Genomic DNA, 16,522 nt, shown 5'->3' on the forward strand with positions numbered 1-16,522 from the left:
GGAGTTCTTGCCTTGACGGATCGGCCTTGCACCCGCGACGATGACCGCACTGCTGTTTGGCAGCGCAAATAAGCATAAGGCTCACGAATGCTGTTCGCGATCGACCTCACCGTCAGTGAGGCTGCTTGTCAGTCAGCGCGCCGGCCCTTCGATGACAGCGGATGTCGCTCGAAGATCCCATCCACGCACGGGCCAACAAAAAAGGCAGCGCCGGAGCGCCGCCCTTATCTGGTGCGGACATGACCGCTTGTTAACAGCCAGACCACGATCTCTATGGAGATCATCTTAGAGCTCTCGGTTTGCCCGTCAAGTTCTGTTTGCGGACCCCAGGCGTGCCGGAAAGATATTTTTCGTCGGAAGGTAACAGAGGCGGGCGGAGATCAGCGCGACAACATGAACCTGGACTCTAAGGCCGCCCGAAATAAGTTCGATGCGGGGGAATGTCTAAGGGGCCATAATCATGAAGTATCGCGTCGGATTCGATCTTGGTACCAACTCGCTCGGCTGGGCGGTGGTCCGGCTCAACGCCAGCGGCGAACCTGATCGTATCGAGGTGGCAGGCTCTCGCATCTTCTCGGATGGCCGCGAGCCGAAATCGGGGGCGTCTCTTGCCGGAGCGCGCCGTGATGCACGGGCCATGCGGCGGCGGCGGGATCGTTTCAAGCAGCGGCAGGCGGCGCTGATCAAGTATCTGACACAGGCCGGGTTCTTTCCGGCCGACGAAAGCGAACGCAAGGCGCTTTCCGCGCTCGATCCGTACGAGCTCCGGGCGCGCGCGCTCGATGAGGCGCTGCCGCTCGCTCATCTCGGGCGGGCGCTGTTCCACCTCAATCAGCGTCGGGGCTTCAAATCCAACCGCAAGACGGATCGCGGCAAGAACGACGATACCGGCAAGATCAGGATCGGCGTTGCGCGGCTATATGAGCAGATGCGTGACGCGGACGCGCGGACGCTCGGAGAATTCCTGCATAAGCGCCGGGCTGCTGCTTCCGATCCGAACGCGATCCCGCATGTCCGCACGCGCATCGTCACGCTCGCGGCAGAGGACGGCAAGGCCAGCGATGTCTACGACTTCTATCCGGACCGCCAGACCTTGGAGGAGGAGTTCGAGGCGATCTGGGAAGCGCAGACCAGCCATCATCCCGAGGCGTTGACCGAGGAGCGGCGTGCGCAGTTCTACGAGATCATCTTTCACCAGCGGCCATTGAAGCAGCCGAAGATCGGCTTCTGCACGCTTCTGCCGCCGGAGAAGAGGCTGCCGAAGGCCCATCCGCTGTTTCAGCGGCGGCGGCTGTTGGAAGAGGTCAATGCGCTGCGGATCGTGCTGCCCGGCAAAGAAACGCGGGCGCTCGAAAAAGCGGAGCGCGACGCACTGCTCTCCAAGCTCAACCAGCGCAAGAAAGCGGCCTACGAATCTCTGCGCAAGGCGCTAAAACTCGATCCGGATGCGCGCTTCAACAAGGAAAGCGACAACCGCGAGGACATGATCGGCGACGAGATTGCCGCCGAGATGGCTCACAAGAGCCGCTTCGGAAAAGTCTGGCTCGGCATGAGCGCTGAGGCGCAAGCGCAGGTGATCGAGCGTCTGCGCGGGCTCGAAAGCGATGCGGATGCGGATGATTTCGAAGCGTGGCTGCGCGACGATCACGGGCTGGCGCAGGAGCAGGCGAAGGCCGTGACGGCGGCGAACCTGCCCGAGGGCTACGGCCGTTTCGGCGAGACCGCGACGCGGAAGCTGATCGCTGCGTTGGAGCAGGAGGTGATCGTTTACAGCGAGGCTGTGCAACGGGCTGGGCTCGGCCATCACTCCGACCTTCGCGACGGGCAGGTCTGGACGGACAAGAAAGGCAATCCGGCGCTGCCTTATTATGGCGCGGTGCTGGAACGTCATATCGTGCCGGGCACCGCCGACCCGAATGAGACGGACGACGCCTTGCGCATTGGCCGCTTGACCAATCCGACCGTGCATATCGGCCTCAATCAGCTGCGCCGGGTCGTCAACGCATTGATGCGTCGCTACGGGCAGCCACAGGAGATTGCGATTGAGCTCGCCCGCGAGCTCAAGCTGAGTGATGACCGCAAAAAGGAGATCAACACCCGCAATCGCGAGAACCGCAAGGCGGCCGAGAAACGTTCGCAAAAGCTGCGGAACATCGGCCAGGCGGATAAGGGCGGCAACCGGGCATTGCTGAAGCTCTGGGAGGAGCTCAACCCCGAAAACGTGCTCGACCGGCGATGTGTCTATACCGGGCGTGTGATCTCGATCGACATGCTGTTTTCAGGCGCGGCCGAGGTCGATCACATTCTGCCCTTCAGCGTTTCGCTCGACGATTCCAATGGCAACCGCATCCTCTGCCTGCGCGAGGTGAATCGCATCAAGCGCCAGCGTACGCCTTGGGAGGCTCGGGATGATCTGCGCGCCCATTTCGGACCTGACGCGGGGTGGGAGGCGATCGCTGCCCGCGCTGCACGCCTGCCCAGAGAAAAGCGCTGGCGTTTCGAGCCGGACGCGGCCAATCGTTTTGATGCGCAAGGCGGTTTCCTTGCCCGCCATCTCACCGATACCCAACATCTGTCGCGGCTGGCTCGGTCCTATCTTTCGGCGCTTTATCCAGAGACCGGCGAGGGCTCAGGCCATGTCTGGGTCTCGCCTGGCCGGTTGACGGAGATGCTGCGGCGGGCGTGGAGCCTCAACCACCATCTGCCGGACCACAACATCGCAGGCGCTGCCAATCAGCCGAAGAACCGCAAGGACCATCGTCATCACGCGATCGATGCCATCGTCGTCGCGCTGGCGGATCGCGCCATGCTCAACCGCATCGCGCGTGAGTCCGGCAAGGAAGGTCATGAGGCTGCCGGCCGTCTTGTCGCGAGCATTCCCGAACCCTGGGAAGGCTTCTCCGACGAGGTTGGACGTGCGGTGCGCGCCATCACCGTCAGTCATCGGCCCGACCACGGCACCGCGAGCAAGGCTGGACGGGCGAAGGACAAGGACGCGACCGCTGGCCGTCTGCACAATGAGACGGCCTATGGGCTCACCGGTGAGAAGGATGCGCGCGGCCTCGATATCGTTGTGACCCGCAAGCCGCTATCCGCATTCAAGAAGTCCGCCGATCTCGATGCGATCCGCGACGACGACCTGAAGCAGAAGCTGAAAGCCTGGGCGGCCGGCAAGGAAGGCGGCGCGTTCGAGCAGGCGATGCGCAGCTTCGGTGACCCCGAGCGCGGGCCACGTTCGCACCCCGGACTGCGCCGCATTCGTGTGACCGAGCCGCTCTCGGTAATCCCCATTCGGGATCGCGATGGTCGCCCCTACAAGGCCTACAAAGGTGATTCCAACTACCGTTTCGATATTTGGGAGTTGAAGACCGGCAAGTGGAAGGACGAAGTCGTCTCGATGTTCGAAGCGCACCGGCCGAACTGGACGTCGCCGATCCGCGCGGGAAACCCGACCGCGCGCAAGGTGCTGTCGGTGCGGCAGAACGATGTGATTGCGATCGAACGCGAAAACGGACCCGAACTGATGCGCGTCGTCAAATTCTCTGCGGGCTCCTTGGCGCTGGCGCCGCCGCAGGAAGCCGGCAGTCTGAAGGCCCGTGATGCCGACAAGAACGACCCGTTCAAATATGTCTATGGTTCGCCCAGTTCACTACAGCGCTGGAAGGCGCGGCAGGTGCGCATCGACGAGCTCGGCCGGGTCTTCGATCCTGGCTTCGCGGTCCGCAGCCGACGGTCAAGCGAGTAGCAGACCATGGAGCGGGTCGTTGATATCGCAAGTGACGGCCGGCACCTTTCTGCGCATCGCGGTTTTCTCATCGTTAGCGAGGACAAGCAGGAGGTTGGTCGCGTCCCGCTCGACGATGTGATGGCAGTGATCGTCCACGCCCATGGCGTGACTTGGAGCACCAATCTTGCCGTGGCGTTGGCTGAACGCGGCGCGCCATTGGTGTTATGCGGGGCCAATCACGCGCCGGTCGGTGTCTTTCTGCCGCTCGATGGGCATCACGGCCAGAATGCGCGGATGCGCGCGCAGTGGGAGGCGGGACGTCCGCTCGCCAAGCAGCTGTGGAGCCGCGTCGTCATCGCCAAGCTGCGCTGGCAGGCTGCCGTGTTGGAGGCGCACGGCAAGGAACGTGCGGCGCTCGACCTGTTGCTCCGCAAGGTGCGCTCGGGCGATCCTGACAACATCGAAGCACAGGCCGCGCGCCGCTATTGGCCATTGCTGATGGGACCGGAATTCCGGCGCGACCGCACCGCCGCCGATATCAATGGGCCGCTAAATTACGGCTATACGATTCTGCGTTCGTTGATCGCGCGCTCGGTGGTGGCGGCTGGGCTGCATCCTTCGATCGGCATTCATCATGCAAACCGTGGCAACGCTTTTGCCCTTGCCGATGATCTCGTCGAGCCGTTCCGTCCGCTGGTCGATGCGCTGGCGCTGCGGTTGGCGTCGAAGGGTTTCCACACTGTCGAGCCCATAAGCAAGCGGGCGTTTGCCGGGCTGATTGCGGTTGATCTTAACGGCGCCGAGGGGGTTACCACGGTGACCGTCGCGGCGCAGCGTCTGGCGTTATCGCTGGCGCGGGCCTTCGAGACGGGCGATGCGGCAGCGCTTGTGCTGCCGCATCCGCCGACGCCGATCGAGATTGCAGGGCTCGACCGATTAGTCCCCGGACCGACGGAGGATGCTCGTCCTGTCTCCGCGCCGGAGCCGGCGCCATGACCATCACCCAGCTCAGCGGTTACAGGCTCATGTGGATCTTCGTGATGTTCGACCTGCCGGTGTCCAGCAAAGCGGAGAACCGTGCTGCGACGAAGTTTCGCCAGTATCTCCTCGATGAGGGCTTCGAGAAGAGCCAGTTTTCGGTCTATGCTCGCTTCTGCAACGGCAAGGAGCAGTTTGAGGCCTATATGCGCCGTATCGAGGCGCATCTCCCGGCGCGCGGCGATGTCCATGTCCTGACCTTTACGGACCGACAGTATGAAAACATCGTCCGCTTCTCCGGCCAACGACGCAGGCGCCAAAGGAAAAATCCGGATCAGCTCGCGTTGTTCTGAGCGAAATCGGGATTTCAGAGCTTGCTCGGGCACCCGAATCGCCTTTGATTACAAAGGGATCCGAGCACACCGAGAATAGCTAGTTAGAGATCGTGGTCTAGCGGCAACGACAAGCGCAGAAGAGGCCTTCCAGGAGGCAGAATAGCTAGTTAGAGATCGTGGTCTAGCGGCAACTCACCGCAATCGCGGGCTGGCCTCCGGCAAAGAATAGCTAGTTAGAGATCGTGGTCTAGCGGCAACACAGTCTCGCAGTTCGATCCCATCTTTATCAGAATAGCTAGTTAGAGATCGTGGTCTAGCGGCAACCGTTTTGCAAGAGGCGAGGGTCCGAGCGGCAGAATAGCTAGTTAGAGATCGTGGTCTAGCGGCAACGGCAGAAGACTTCAAGCATATCAGCGCGAAAGAATAGCTAGTTAGAGATCGTGGTCTAGCGGCAACCGCGGTGTCGAGCACATCGAGCGCCGGCTTAGAATAGCTAGTTAGAGATCGTGGTCTAGCGGCAACGCGCAGGCTGTTCGTAAAACCAGATATCGAGAATAGCTAGTTAGAGATCGTGGTCTAGCGGCAACGATGCGAGCACCTGCTCAATCTCGGATGGAAGAATAGCTAGTTAGAGATCGTGGTCTAGCGGCAACAAAGACACGCTTGCTGAGCGCTCCAGGTCGAGAATAGCTAGTTAGAGATCGTGGTCTAGCGGCAACAATTTTCACGTTGGATGTGATCATCGCATTAGAATAGCTAGTTAGAGATCGTGGTCTAGCGGCAACTTGTTGGCACCGCGCCGCTTGTTGCTGCGGAGAATAGCTAGTTAGAGATCGTGGTCTAGCGGCAACATGGAACACGACGAGGGTCTTCTTATCTGCAGAATAGCTAGTTAGAGATCGTGGTCTAGCGGCAACCCGAGATACGCGATGAGGACACCAGGCTTCAGAATAGCTAGTTAGAGATCGTGGTCTAGCGGCAACTTTGCGTCGAAGTTGTTCAACAGTGCGATCAGAATAGCTAGTTAGAGATTGTGACCGGAGAGGGTGTCCGCCGGACCTACTTCGCCATACGTAACGACCTGGCATCTGTCTTAATGCGATTATCTGGACGTGCCTAACTCAGGCTGCAGCTAGGTGAAAGGAAGGTCGTGCGGGCAATGGTTCAGTTCTCAGACGCGCGACTCATGTGCTCCAAGTGTTCGTGCCCGCGCATCGCTTCCTGAAGACGTTCTCGTGATGGCGCGGTTAGCCTCTCGACTTGCAGAAGACGGGCATATTTCAACGGTGGATCATCTTCGTCCAAGACGATGGGGTTGGAGAGCACGAAGTCGGTGAGCTCGGCCACAGCAATCCCCCCGTGGTTCCGTCGATGCCGCAAACCTTGCGGCTTTCGAAATGGCACACGTGAACTGACGGTGCCAGGCTTCCAAAGGAATGTTCCGGATGCTTCCTCGGTGCGATCCAGTTCCTTCCAGTTCCTTTAGATGATGGGTAATTTGATCGCGGATGCGTGCGCCGGTGTGAAGCCAGCCATGGGCTCTCGCGACTCGCTGAGCAAGCGCGTCCTCTCGAACCGGCGCTTCCGCTGCCATCACAATATCGACCATTGCCTGAAGGGTCGGTCGGTAGGAGAGGTCAAAAAAGCAATCCGGATCGGCTTTGATGGTTGATAGGTCCGCTACAACGAAAACCTTCAGCGGGTGCTCCGCGTTCGACAGCAAGGCAATTTCCTTGCATCGATTTCCGCAGAGCCATTCGGCAGCTCTTCGCGTTCAAACGCGGTTGACCTATCCAGCGATCAGCTGGCCAATGGTTCAACCAGCCTTTAGCAAGAGGGCGGTGCAACGCTACGGATGCGCCCTTGAACCAAGAACAGCGCAGATCGCCACCACGGCCCCTCCATCGCGTCACTGCGTGAGATAGACCTGATTGCGTCAGATCGGATCTGGCGTGATCGCGACGATGCGTTGGGGAAGCGACGATAAGCGTGCGTGCCGAAGCCCGGCTAGCCGTGTCGATTCGATAGCTGCAATCGATCCAGCCGATCGATCTCCCGCACGCCATGGCGGCGACGTGGAGAGGCAGCGGTCGGCTTGCGATTGACAATCCAACGGGGCGGCGAGGCGGGTCGGGCTGGCCCCGCCCGAGACACTTCGCGGTCGAACCCGAAGCAGCTCCGGCGGGACCGGCCGTTGCGATCATTGCACCGTGTAATCAGAGCGCCGACATTTTCCGATCGCTCTTCCACGCCTTCGGAGCATGGTTGAACTGCATCACCTTGCTGGTCCTGATCGTCTTCGTCGGCAGCATCCGGGTCTGGGCGACATGCACAGTGCGGTTGCGGACGGCGGTGCGGTCATGAATGCGCGTCACGATGTTGACGCGCTTCACGGGCTGCACCCGCGTCACGTTGACGACACGGTTGATGTGCTTCACGTAACGCGTCCGGTTGACGTCCTTGTATTGCGTGACGTTACGGACCTTGTTGACCGTGTGGTAGCGATACACCGTGCTGGTGCTCGGTCGTGCCGTGTTATGCGCGATGTGCCGGGTCTGGCCGGTCGTGATCGTGCGTGTCGGCATCATGCGCGTCTGCGCCATGTGCTGGTTTTCACGCAGGACGGCAGTCCGGTTATGGACGCGGGTTACGACATTCAGCCGGGTAATCGGCTGAACGCGCGTGACGTTGACGATGCGCTTGGTGTGCGTCACGTACCTCGTTCGGTTGATGTCACGGTAGCGCGTGACGTTTTGAACCCGTTGCTTGTTGTGGTATTTGTAGGATGTATGTACCTTCGTCGAGGAGATGGGTCGTTTTTCGGCGGTTGCGGGCAGCACCGCAAACGAGGTGCTGAGCAGAGCGGCCGCGGACAATCCGACGAGATACTTGATCGTCAACGTCATGGTATGAGCTCCTTAAGGGCCGGTGACCACGTTGCCTCCGCCGGTCCCATCGGAGGCACGTAGAAAAAGCTCAAGGGCCGCAACGGGTTTCGCATCGGAAACCCGCGGAACGAACTGTTAGGCCCGAAAAAGAGTGTCGTTCTTAGCGTCCGGTTCATGCCGGAACTTTGTTTTGAAATTCGATTCAACAAATATTTAGCCTCAATCGCGCCGTTCTATCGGCAAATTGTCTCGGCATGCCTTACGCTCCGTGGGAAGGGGCGCCCGGGGGCAGGGAATTTTCATGCGAATATTCTTCTATGCAGCGGTCAGCGCTCTCATCGCGACGAGCGCTATCCAGACTGCGTCGGCCGCGCCTCAGTCAGGGCGAACCGATTGCCATGCAGCCGCGCTCGCCAATCTGCAGCGCCTCGCTCCGCGGGGTTACGCGATCTACGAGGCGGTCAGCGACAAGAAGCAATTCTTGCATTGGCTGACCTGTGATGACGTCCAGCTCGGGCTCGCGACCGGTGTCCATGAGACGGTGCATCTGTTGACCGAGGAGCGCGACGGCTATCCGCTCATCGATGGCAGCGTCGTTCGCCGTCCGCACGAGGTCTCGAAATTCTTCGCGCCGAAGGAGATCGCCGGGAAATTCAAACCTCAGGATATCTACGTGCAGACCTATCTGCGGCCGGGCGGAGCATCGTCCAAGGATGACCTGCTGTATCTGCTCGACGAGCTGAACGCCTACAGCCACGATCTCAATGCGGCGGTCAGCCTCGTCTCCCTGCGTCGGCGCGACCGCGACGTCGATCATCGCGACGGCCTTGCGGCGATGATGACCTTCGTCATGAGCTACGCCGAGACGGCGCAGAAGAGTCAGGCGTCGACCTGGCAGCGCCTGTTGCGCCCGGGGCCGAAGCATGTGGTTCAGACCCTGTGGAAGCAGGCGGAGGGCGTGCTGGCGTCGTCGTGCGGCATTCCCGCCTTCGGCAAGAACGACCGCGACTATATCCGCTTCCTGTGCGAGCCTAAGAACGGTGCCGCGCTGTCCGAGGTGCTTGGCCGCGCGCCGGCTTGCGCCAGCGAATGTCTCGCGGCGCCGACGGCGTCCGCCGTGCCGCCCGGTTAAGCGCGGCGTCGTTTCGAGGTTTACTTTCGCAGCGGGACGCCTTTGGTGGTGAAGCGCTGGGTCCGGCCGCTGCCGCGCACCGGCCGCCGCGTGCCGGCGGCCTTGCCGGTGCCGGGCGGTTGATGTGCCGGCACGAGCTGATCAGGGCGTGAGCCGATCAGATCGGCGCGGCCCATCTGTTTCAGCGCCTCGCGCAAGATCGGCCAGTTGTCGGGGTCGTGATAACGCAGGAATGCCTTGTGCAGTCGGCGTTGCCGCAATCCCCTGATCGCCTCGACCTTGTCGCTCGCGCCGCGCCGCACGCCGCGCAGCGGATTGACGCCGGTGTGGTACATGGCGGTGGCGGTCGCCATCGGCGAGGGCAGGAAGGTCTGGACCTGATCGGCGCGGTAGCGGTTCTTCTTCAGCCAGAGCGCGAGGTTCATCATGTCCTCGTCGGTGGTGCCGGGATGCGCCGCGATGAAATACGGGATCAGGTAGTATTTCTTACCGGCCTGCCGCGCGGCGGCTTCGAACATCGTCTTGAAGCGATCGTAAGCGCCAATGCCCGGCTTCATCATTTTGTCGAGCGGCCCGCGCTCGGTGTGCTCGGGCGCGATCTTCAGATAACCGCCGACATGGTGTGTGACGAGCTCCTGCACATATTCCGGGCTCTTCACCGCGAGATCGTAGCGCACGCCGGAGGCGACCATCACCTTCTTGACACCCTTCACCTCGCGCACCTTGCGGTAGAGGCGGATCAGGTCGTCGTGCGAGGTGTTCAGGTTCGGGCAGATATCGGGAAACACACAGGATGGCCGCCGGCACAGCGCCTCGACCTTCGGATCGTTGCAGGCCATCCGGTACATGTTGGCGGTCGGTCCGCCGATGTCGGAGATCACGCCGGTAAAGCCTGGCGTCTTGTCGCGGATCCGCTCGATCTCGCGCAGGATCGAGCCTTCCGAACGGTTCTGGATGATGCGGCCTTCGTGTTCGGTGATCGAGCAGAACGTGCAGCCGCCGAAGCAGCCACGCATGATCGTCACCGAGAACTTGATCATGTCCCAGGCCGGGATCTTGGCATCTCCGTAAGAGGGATGCGGCGCGCGGGCATAGGGCAGGTCGTAGACGGCGTCCATCTCGTCGGATGTCAGCGGGATCGGCGGCGGATTGAGCCACAGGTCGCGATCGCCATGGCGCTGGACCAGCGCCCGCGCATTGCCGGGATTGCTCTCCCGATGCAGCACGCGCGAGGCGCGGGCATAGGCCTCGCGGTCCGTTTCGACCTGCTCGCAGGCCGGCAGCCGGATCACGGCGTCGCCGGCGTGACGGCCGGCGCCCTCGTCGGCGGAGTCGAGGTCATCGGCATGCAGCTCGGTGAAGTGATCGGGAACGCTGCGGAACAGCGCGACGCCGCGAATGGAGTCGAGATCGTGCGGCGCTTCGCCGGCCGCGAGCCGGTGCGCCACCTCGACCACCGCACGCTCGGCATTGCCGTAGAGCAGCAGGTCGGCCTTGGCATCCGCGAGCACCGAACGGCGCACTTTCTCCGACCAGTAGTCGTAGTGGGCGATGCGGCGCAGCGACGCCTCGATGCCGCCGAGCACGATCGGAACATCCTTGAACGCCTCGCGGCAGCGCTGGGCGTAGACGATGGTGCAGCGGTCCGGCCGGCCGCCGCCCGCGCCGCCTGGCGTGTAGGCATCATCGTGGCGCAGCCGCCGGTCCGCCGTGTAGCGGTTCACCATCGAGTCCATGTTGCCGCCGGTGACGCCGAAGAACACCCGTGGCTTGCCCAGCGCCTTGAACGGCTCGGCCGAATGCCAGTCCGGCTGCGCGATGATACCGACGCGGAAGCCCTGTGCCTCGAGCAGTCGGCCGATGATCGCCATGCCGAAGCTCGGGTGGTCGACATAGGCGTCGCCGGTCACCAGCACGATGTCGCAGGCGTCCCAGCCGAGCGCCTCCATCTCGGCGCGGCTCATCGGCAGGAACGGAGCCGGATTGGCGGAAGGCGTCCGGTGGCGCGGCCAGGACATCAAGGGCTTTTCAGCAGTAAGGGTCATGGCGCCACGCATAAGACTCCAGCGGCGCAAATTCAACCGATCGACGCTGCGGGCTGACGATCGGTCCGCGCCAGGAGCGACGCCGTGCGGCCAAGGTTGCCGCCGGAGGCGCATTCCATGACTGGACTACAGGCAAAATAACCCAAGCCGAACAGGAAGATGGCGCGTTTGGTGGATCGATATCGCTCGCGCCGGTCAGTCTCGGGCGGCGGCCTCGGCGCGTGCAGCCGTGGTCGGTTCCGCCGCACATTCTTTCAAGGCGGCAAAGATTCCGTCGGTCATGTGTCTGTTGCGCAGAGCGGCGTCACGGCCGCACAGAGCCGTGTTCGCTCCGAGGTCAGCCTCGGCCCTTCACTTGGTCCTTCACCTGATCTTTCCCTTGGATACGCGGCCGGTAGCCCATGGTGCGGGAGATTTCGCGGCCGGCGTCATAAATGGTGCTGCTGAGTTTGTTCGCGTTGGCCCTGGCGCGTTCGGTGGGGGCGGCGATGCCGATCGCCGCGACGATGGTTCCGGAGCTGTCGAAGATGGGAGCTGCGAAGCCGGCGACCCCGAACGTGCCTTGATCGAAGGTCGCGGCGACGTGGTTCTTGCGCACCTCTTCCAGGATCGCGCGCAGGCGGGCGCGGTTGATCTCGGTATGCGGCGTATGGCGCACCATCTTCACCGTTCGCATGTACTCATTCAACCAGTGATCGACCTGGAACGCGAGCAGGACGCGCCCAACCGCCGACCATAGCAGCGGCCGCGAGTCGCCGACCGTCGCCGAAAACCGGATCGCGGTCGGGCTTTCGAACTTTTCGACATACACCGCCGAGCGTTTGTCGGTGGACATCACCGCCAGGACGGAGGTCTCGTGCGTCTGATCGACGATCCGCCGCATCACGGGCCGGGCGAGCTCGGCGAACCCGAGAAAGCGCCGCGTCGCAGTGATCGCACTGGCCAGGCCATAGGCTTCCGGGCCGAGCTGATACAGTCCATCGACAAACGACAGGTGCTGGCTCGCGGTCAGCCCGCGCAGCAGGTTCAGCAGGCTGCTCTTCGGCGTGCCGATGCTGTCGCTCAATGTCGCCAGCGACGCGCCGGTCGGGCGCGAGCACAGGTCATCGAGGATTCGCATGATTCGATGGACCGAGCGCGGGGCGGCCGAGTCGGAGACGGCGTTTCCGCCCGCGGCTTTGCTGGTTTTTCGCCGTCTGGGCGTTGCGGACGTCGCGCGCGGTGCCATCAGCCCCCCTGATACAGCGCGCCGATGGCGACGAGCTCGGCGATATCCGCCTCGGAAAAGCCGGCTTCGCGCAGCACTTCGCCGCTGTGTTCGCCGAGGCACGGCGGATGGCGCCGGATCGAGGGCGGCGTCTTGCTCCAGGTCGCGGCCGGTCCGGTCACCCGCAACGTCCCCTCGGTCGGATGCTGGATCTCTTGAAACAGGCCGACGGCGGCGAGGTGCGGATCGTCGATCAGGCTGTCGAGATCGTGCATGGTGCCGTAGGGGATATCGGCCTGCTCGAACAGCGCCATCCAGTCCGCGGTGCTGCGCGTTTGCATGACCTCGGAGAACCATTTGTAGACGAAGTCGTAATTCAGGGTCCGTGCGGCCATGTCCTTCAGGCGCGGATCGCGCTGCGTCTCGTCGGCGAGGCCGACGGCGCTGAAGAACGCTGTCCACTGCTTGTCGGTGTAGACCAGGGCGCAGAGATAGCCGTCGCTGGTGCGATAGGGGCGGCGGTCGGGAGCCAGCAGGCGCGGATAGCCCGGTGCGCCGATCGGCGGATCGAAGCTGCGGCCGCCCATGTGGTCGCCGAGCACGAACTGCGCCATCGTCTCGAACATCGGGATTTCGATCGCCTGGCCCTCGCCGGTGCGGTCGCGATGCAAAAGCGCGGCGAGGATCGCATGCGTTGCGTTCAGGCCGACGATGCGGTCCGCCATCGTCGCCGGTGAGTAGCGTGGCTCGCCGGTGATCTGTCCCGACAGCGCCGGCAGCGCGGTCAATCCCTGGATCAGGTCGTCATAGGCGGGCCGGCCGGCATACGGGCCGGTCTCGCCGAATCCGTGCAGGCTCGCATAGACGAGGCGCGGATTGAGCGCGAGCAGGTCGTCGGCACCGAGCCGTAGCCGCTGCATCGCTGCCGGGCGCACGTTGTGCACGAACACATCGGCCGTTGCCGACAGCCGCAGCAGGGCCTCGCGGCCGCGCTCGTGCTTCAGGTCGAGAACGATGGAACGCTTGTTGCGGTTGCCCTGGAGATACATCGCGCCCATGCGTGGATGGCGCATGGGCGCGGCGTGACGCATCACGTCGCCGTCCGGACTTTCCACCTTGATGACGTCGGCGCCGTAGTCGCCGAGGATCATCGTGGCGAAGGGCCCCATCATCACACTGGTCAGGTCGATGATCCTGACGCCGGTGAGCGGACCCTTGCGTGCGGGGGCTTCAGTCGGTCGGGCGGTCACGGATAGGCCTCAGCGGTTGGCGTTGACGGCGTCGGTGAAGGCCTTGAAGACCTCGGTGCCGGGCTTGCCGCGCTTGTCGAGGTCCTTCACCCAGTCCTCGGCGACGACCTTGAAGGCATCCGCGAACGACTTCTTGTCCTCGGGGCCTAACTCGATCACCTTCATGCCCTGCGACTTGATCTTCTCCGCCGCGGCCTTCTCGCCATCCTCGAAACGCTTGCAGCCTTCGCGGGTGGTCTGCTCACCGGCTTCGATCAGAGCCTTGCGGACATTCTCGGGCAGCGTTTTGAACTTCGCTTCGCCGATCGAGTAGGTGAAGATCGCGGTGCCGAAGTTCAGTCCCTCGGTGCCGGACTTCAGGAGCTTGCCGAGTTCGTAGGAGACCGAGCTCTGATAGGAGAAGATCGCGCCGTCCAGCGTGCCGCGGCTGAGCGACTCGTAGATTTCCGGCGCCGCCATGCGGACCGGCACGCCCTTGATCGCGCGCATCATCAGGTCCATCGCGCCGCCGGTGGTGCGGATCTTCAGGCCTTCGAGGTCCTTGGCGGTCTTCACCACGCGGCTGTTGGCGAGTTGGATCTGGTAGGCGGGCAGGGCGATCGTCACCAGCGGCCGTAGCTGGTTGGGTGCGAACTCCTTGGTTTCGAGAATGCCGCCATTGTGGGAGATCTTGTAGAAGGCGAGCGACCCTTGGCATTCGGTCTGGAAGATACCGGGCAGTTCGGCGACCGCGGTCAGCGGATATTTGTCGGACGAATAGGACGGCACGATGTAGGCGATGTCGGCGACGCCGGCGACCGTCAGTTGCGCCATGTCCTTCGCCTTGCCGAGCTGCTCGGCCGGAAAGTGCTGGAACGTCACCTGCCCGTTGGTCTTCTTGCTGACGAGTTCGCTGAACGGTTTGCCGACCAGCTCATGGATCACATGGCCGTTGGGCAGGCTGTCGGCGAGACGCAGCGTGATGGCCTGCTGGGCCAGCGCCGGGCTCGCGCCGACGGCGAGCCATGCCGCGGCGAAAACGGCGGGCCTGCTCAAAGTGACTGTCGTCATGGTTCTCTCCCGGTTCGTTGGTTTGATGGGTTGCCTCGGTCAGTAGCCCATCTTCATCGGCAGCCACAGAATGATCTGTGGCCAGATGACGAGGATGGCGATGGCGATCAGATGGGCGATGAAATGCGGCAGGGTGCCGTGGAACACCTCGGCGACCGGCCGGCCCGAATAGCGCGCGACCACGAAGCAGTTGAGACCGACCGGTGGCGTGATCATGCCGACTTCGGCGGTTACGATTTTGATGACGCCGAACCAGAGCGGGTCGTAGCCGAGCGCCTTGATCAGCGGCAGCACAATCGGCACCGTCAGCACCAGGATCGCGATTTGATCCATGAACGAGCCGAGGATGATGTAGCCGAACAGGATCAGCGTCAGGATCACCCAGGGCGGCACCTGAAGGCTGCCGACATAGGCGACCAGGTTCTGCGTCACCTGGGTCAGTGTGAAGAAGTAGCCGAAGATCGACGCGCCGAGCAGGATCATCGCGATCATGCAGGTGCCGTGCGCCGAGCGCAGCAGCGCGCTGCGCAGGCTCGTCAGGTTGATCTTGCGCTTCCATGCGGCAAGGCAGAAGGCGCCGAAGGCGCCGAGCGCCGAGGCTTCGGTCGGCGTCGCGACCCCCGAATAGATGACGCCGGTGACCATGCCGAACAGCAGCAGCATCGGTCCGACCACGCGCAGCATGCGCAGCTTCTCGCGGAACGTGACTGGCGGTGCGGCCGGCGCGCGCGACGGGTCCTGCCAGGCAAGAAACCAGACCGTCAGCATGATGGTGATGGTGACGAGAATGCCGGGGATGACGCCGCCGATCAGCAGCGCGCCGATGTTGACCTCCGCCAGCAGGCCGTAGATGACCAGCGCCACCGACGGCGGGATCAGCATCGCCAGCGTGCCCGAGATCGCCACCACGCCGGCGGCCATCTTCGGCTCGTATCCCTGCTTCAGCATCGCCGGCAGACTGGTCGAGGACAGTGTTGCCGCCGACGCGGTGCTGGTGCCGCAGATCGCGCCGAAGCCGGCCCCGGCGAGGGCCGTTGCCATGCCGAGTCCGCCCGGAATGCGGCCGACCCACGCGGCGGTCGCCTTGAACAGATCGTCGGCGATGCCGCTGACGAGGACGAATTCCGCCATCAGCAGGAACATCGGGATGGTGATGAGCTCATAGGAGGTGACGGCGGAGAGCGGCGCGGTCTGCAGGATGCCGGTCAGGATCGGCATGCCGCCGATCAGGTAGAGCCCTAGCACGCCCGACCCCGCCATGGCGAAGCCGACCGGGGTGCCGATCGCGAGCAACACGAACAGCACGACCATTGCGATTGTGAGGATCATTCGAAGCTTTCCTCTGCGGTGGCGTGGGAGGCGGGCAGGGCGATCACCGCGCGTCCGGTCAGAAGAGAGATGAGGTGGAGAACGAAATGCAGCGCGAGGCGCAGCGTCAGCAGCCCGGCGCCGAACGGCACCAGCGCGATCGATGGCCACATCGGCCAGGGGATCGCGCCGGCCATCACGTCTCCCGCCTGGAAGCTTTCGATGGCGCGCAGGTATCCGAGGTAGGCGATCAGCGAGAACACCGCGATGCCGACAAGGGCGGTGACCAGTTCGGTGATGCGGATCGCCGTCGGCGGCAGCTTCTGCTGCAGGATATCGACGCTGACATGGGCGTGGTTGGTGAAGGCGCCGGACAGGACGAGAAAGAACACGCCGGCCATCAGGTAGAGGGCGATCAGGTCATACGCCCAGGAGAACGGATGGTTGAATCCGTAACGCATCACGACATCGCTGAAGACGATGATCATGATCGCGAACATGAAAATCGCGGCGATCGTCGAAGCTATCTTTTCGATAGCTCCGACGATCTTCGATAGTCCTTCAAGCAAGAGAAACCTCCCGTCCGCCACGGCTTATGGCCG

At 62.9% G+C, this 16,522-nt stretch carries 12 protein-coding genes and 1 CRISPR repeat array; of the genes, 4 read left to right on the forward strand and 8 right to left on the reverse strand.

The annotated features are described in order from the left end of the window. Positions 1 to 460 precede the first annotated feature (460 nt). Genes cas9 through cas2 form a run of 3 tightly spaced genes read left to right on the forward strand, consistent with a single transcriptional unit; the run spans position 461 to position 5,058 of the window. The gene (gene cas9, locus X566_RS11375) at positions 461 to 3,745 is read left to right on the forward strand and encodes a type II CRISPR RNA-guided endonuclease Cas9 (RefSeq protein ID WP_034466279.1); all 3,285 of its coding nucleotides are present in this window, start codon (positions 461 to 463) and stop codon (positions 3,743 to 3,745) included. Positions 3,746 to 3,751: 6 nt separating this feature from the next. Next, positions 3,752 to 4,723 carry a type II CRISPR-associated endonuclease Cas1 gene (cas1, locus tag X566_RS11380; RefSeq protein ID WP_051444020.1) on the forward strand — a complete coding sequence of 324 codons (972 nt, stop codon included), beginning with the start codon at positions 3,752 to 3,754 and terminating at the stop codon, positions 4,721 to 4,723. Positions 4,724 to 4,752: 29 nt separating this feature from the next. Then, positions 4,753 to 5,058, forward strand: a complete 306-nt coding sequence (gene cas2 / locus X566_RS11385; protein ID WP_173402585.1) for a CRISPR-associated endonuclease Cas2 — start codon at positions 4,753 to 4,755, stop codon at positions 5,056 to 5,058. Between the two features lie 72 nt (positions 5,059 to 5,130). Next, positions 5,131 to 6,023: direct repeats of the CRISPR family, unit length 36 nt; unit sequence AGAATAGCTAGTTAGAGATCGTGGTCTAGCGGCAAC. A gap of 308 nt (positions 6,024 to 6,331) precedes the next feature. Here the strand turns inward: cas2 and X566_RS24320 are convergent. Both X566_RS24320 and X566_RS11400 read right to left on the reverse strand, forming a co-directional pair. Further along, the gene (locus X566_RS24320; protein ID WP_343213081.1) at positions 6,332 to 6,649 is read right to left on the reverse strand and encodes a DUF3320 domain-containing protein; all 318 of its coding nucleotides are present in this window, start codon (positions 6,647 to 6,649) and stop codon (positions 6,332 to 6,334) included. A 607-nt stretch (positions 6,650 to 7,256) separates the two neighbouring features. Then, positions 7,257 to 7,946, reverse strand: a complete 690-nt coding sequence (locus X566_RS11400; RefSeq protein WP_034466290.1) for a hypothetical protein — start codon at positions 7,944 to 7,946, stop codon at positions 7,257 to 7,259. A 283-nt stretch (positions 7,947 to 8,229) separates the two neighbouring features. Between X566_RS11400 and X566_RS11405 the strand changes: the two genes are divergently transcribed. Beyond that, the gene (locus X566_RS11405; RefSeq protein WP_034466292.1) at positions 8,230 to 9,060 is read left to right on the forward strand and encodes a hypothetical protein; all 831 of its coding nucleotides are present in this window, start codon (positions 8,230 to 8,232) and stop codon (positions 9,058 to 9,060) included. A gap of 20 nt (positions 9,061 to 9,080) precedes the next feature. Here X566_RS11405 and X566_RS11410 read toward each other — a convergent pair whose 3' ends face one another. The 6 genes from X566_RS11410 to X566_RS11435 all read right to left on the reverse strand — a co-directional run bounded on the left by X566_RS11410 (position 9,081) and on the right by X566_RS11435 (position 16,489). Next, complete coding sequence (locus X566_RS11410; protein ID WP_152539849.1) at positions 9,081 to 11,105, reverse strand: YgiQ family radical SAM protein; 2,025 nt, start codon at positions 11,103 to 11,105, stop codon at positions 9,081 to 9,083. A 337-nt stretch (positions 11,106 to 11,442) separates the two neighbouring features. Beyond that, positions 11,443 to 12,225: an IclR family transcriptional regulator gene (locus tag X566_RS11415; RefSeq protein ID WP_160170464.1), complete on the reverse strand. Its 783-nt coding sequence runs from the start codon at positions 12,223 to 12,225 to the stop codon at positions 11,443 to 11,445. A 107-nt stretch (positions 12,226 to 12,332) separates the two neighbouring features. Then, positions 12,333 to 13,562: a CaiB/BaiF CoA-transferase family protein gene (locus X566_RS11420; RefSeq protein ID WP_081740142.1), complete on the reverse strand. Its 1,230-nt coding sequence runs from the start codon at positions 13,560 to 13,562 to the stop codon at positions 12,333 to 12,335. 9 nt (positions 13,563 to 13,571) lie between these two features. Next, positions 13,572 to 14,612 (reverse strand): TRAP transporter substrate-binding protein DctP, encoded by a 1,041-nt coding sequence (dctP, locus tag X566_RS11425; RefSeq protein ID WP_051444023.1) that lies wholly within the window; start codon positions 14,610 to 14,612, stop codon positions 13,572 to 13,574. Between the two features lie 39 nt (positions 14,613 to 14,651). After that, a complete protein-coding gene (locus X566_RS11430) occupies positions 14,652 to 15,941 on the reverse strand; it encodes a TRAP transporter large permease (RefSeq protein WP_034466294.1) in 1,290 nt (429 codons plus the stop codon). Beyond that, on the reverse strand, positions 15,938 to 16,489 hold the full coding sequence (locus tag X566_RS11435) for a TRAP transporter small permease (RefSeq protein ID WP_034466297.1): 552 nt from the start codon (positions 16,487 to 16,489) through the stop codon (positions 15,938 to 15,940). The genes X566_RS11430 and X566_RS11435 overlap by 4 nt, the downstream gene beginning before the upstream one ends. Positions 16,490 to 16,522 lie beyond the last annotated feature (33 nt).

Origin of the sequence: Afipia sp. P52-10 (genome assembly GCF_000516555.1) — a bacterium.
Lineage (GTDB): Bacteria > Pseudomonadota > Alphaproteobacteria > Rhizobiales > Xanthobacteraceae > P52-10.

Bases quoted from the DNA above. Each gene is read 5' to 3' on its own strand.
- cas9 (WP_034466279.1), top strand. From the start codon at position 461: ATGAAGTATCGCGTCGGATTCGATCTTGGTACCAACTCGCTCGGCTGG.
- cas1 (WP_051444020.1), top strand. From the start codon at position 3,752: ATGGAGCGGGTCGTTGATATCGCAAGTGACGGCCGGCACCTTTCTGCG.
- cas2 (WP_173402585.1), top strand. From the start codon at position 4,753: ATGTGGATCTTCGTGATGTTCGACCTGCCGGTGTCCAGCAAAGCGGAG.
- X566_RS24320 (WP_343213081.1), bottom strand. From the start codon at position 6,649: ATGGTCGATATTGTGATGGCAGCGGAAGCGCCGGTTCGAGAGGACGCG.
- X566_RS11400 (WP_034466290.1), bottom strand. From the start codon at position 7,946: ATGACGTTGACGATCAAGTATCTCGTCGGATTGTCCGCGGCCGCTCTG.
- X566_RS11405 (WP_034466292.1), top strand. From the start codon at position 8,230: ATGCGAATATTCTTCTATGCAGCGGTCAGCGCTCTCATCGCGACGAGC.
- X566_RS11410 (WP_152539849.1), bottom strand. From the start codon at position 11,105: ATGACCCTTACTGCTGAAAAGCCCTTGATGTCCTGGCCGCGCCACCGG.
- X566_RS11415 (WP_160170464.1), bottom strand. From the start codon at position 12,225: ATGCGAATCCTCGATGACCTGTGCTCGCGCCCGACCGGCGCGTCGCTG.
- dctP (WP_051444023.1), bottom strand. From the start codon at position 14,612: ATGACGACAGTCACTTTGAGCAGGCCCGCCGTTTTCGCCGCGGCATGG.
- X566_RS11430 (WP_034466294.1), bottom strand. From the start codon at position 15,941: ATGATCCTCACAATCGCAATGGTCGTGCTGTTCGTGTTGCTCGCGATC.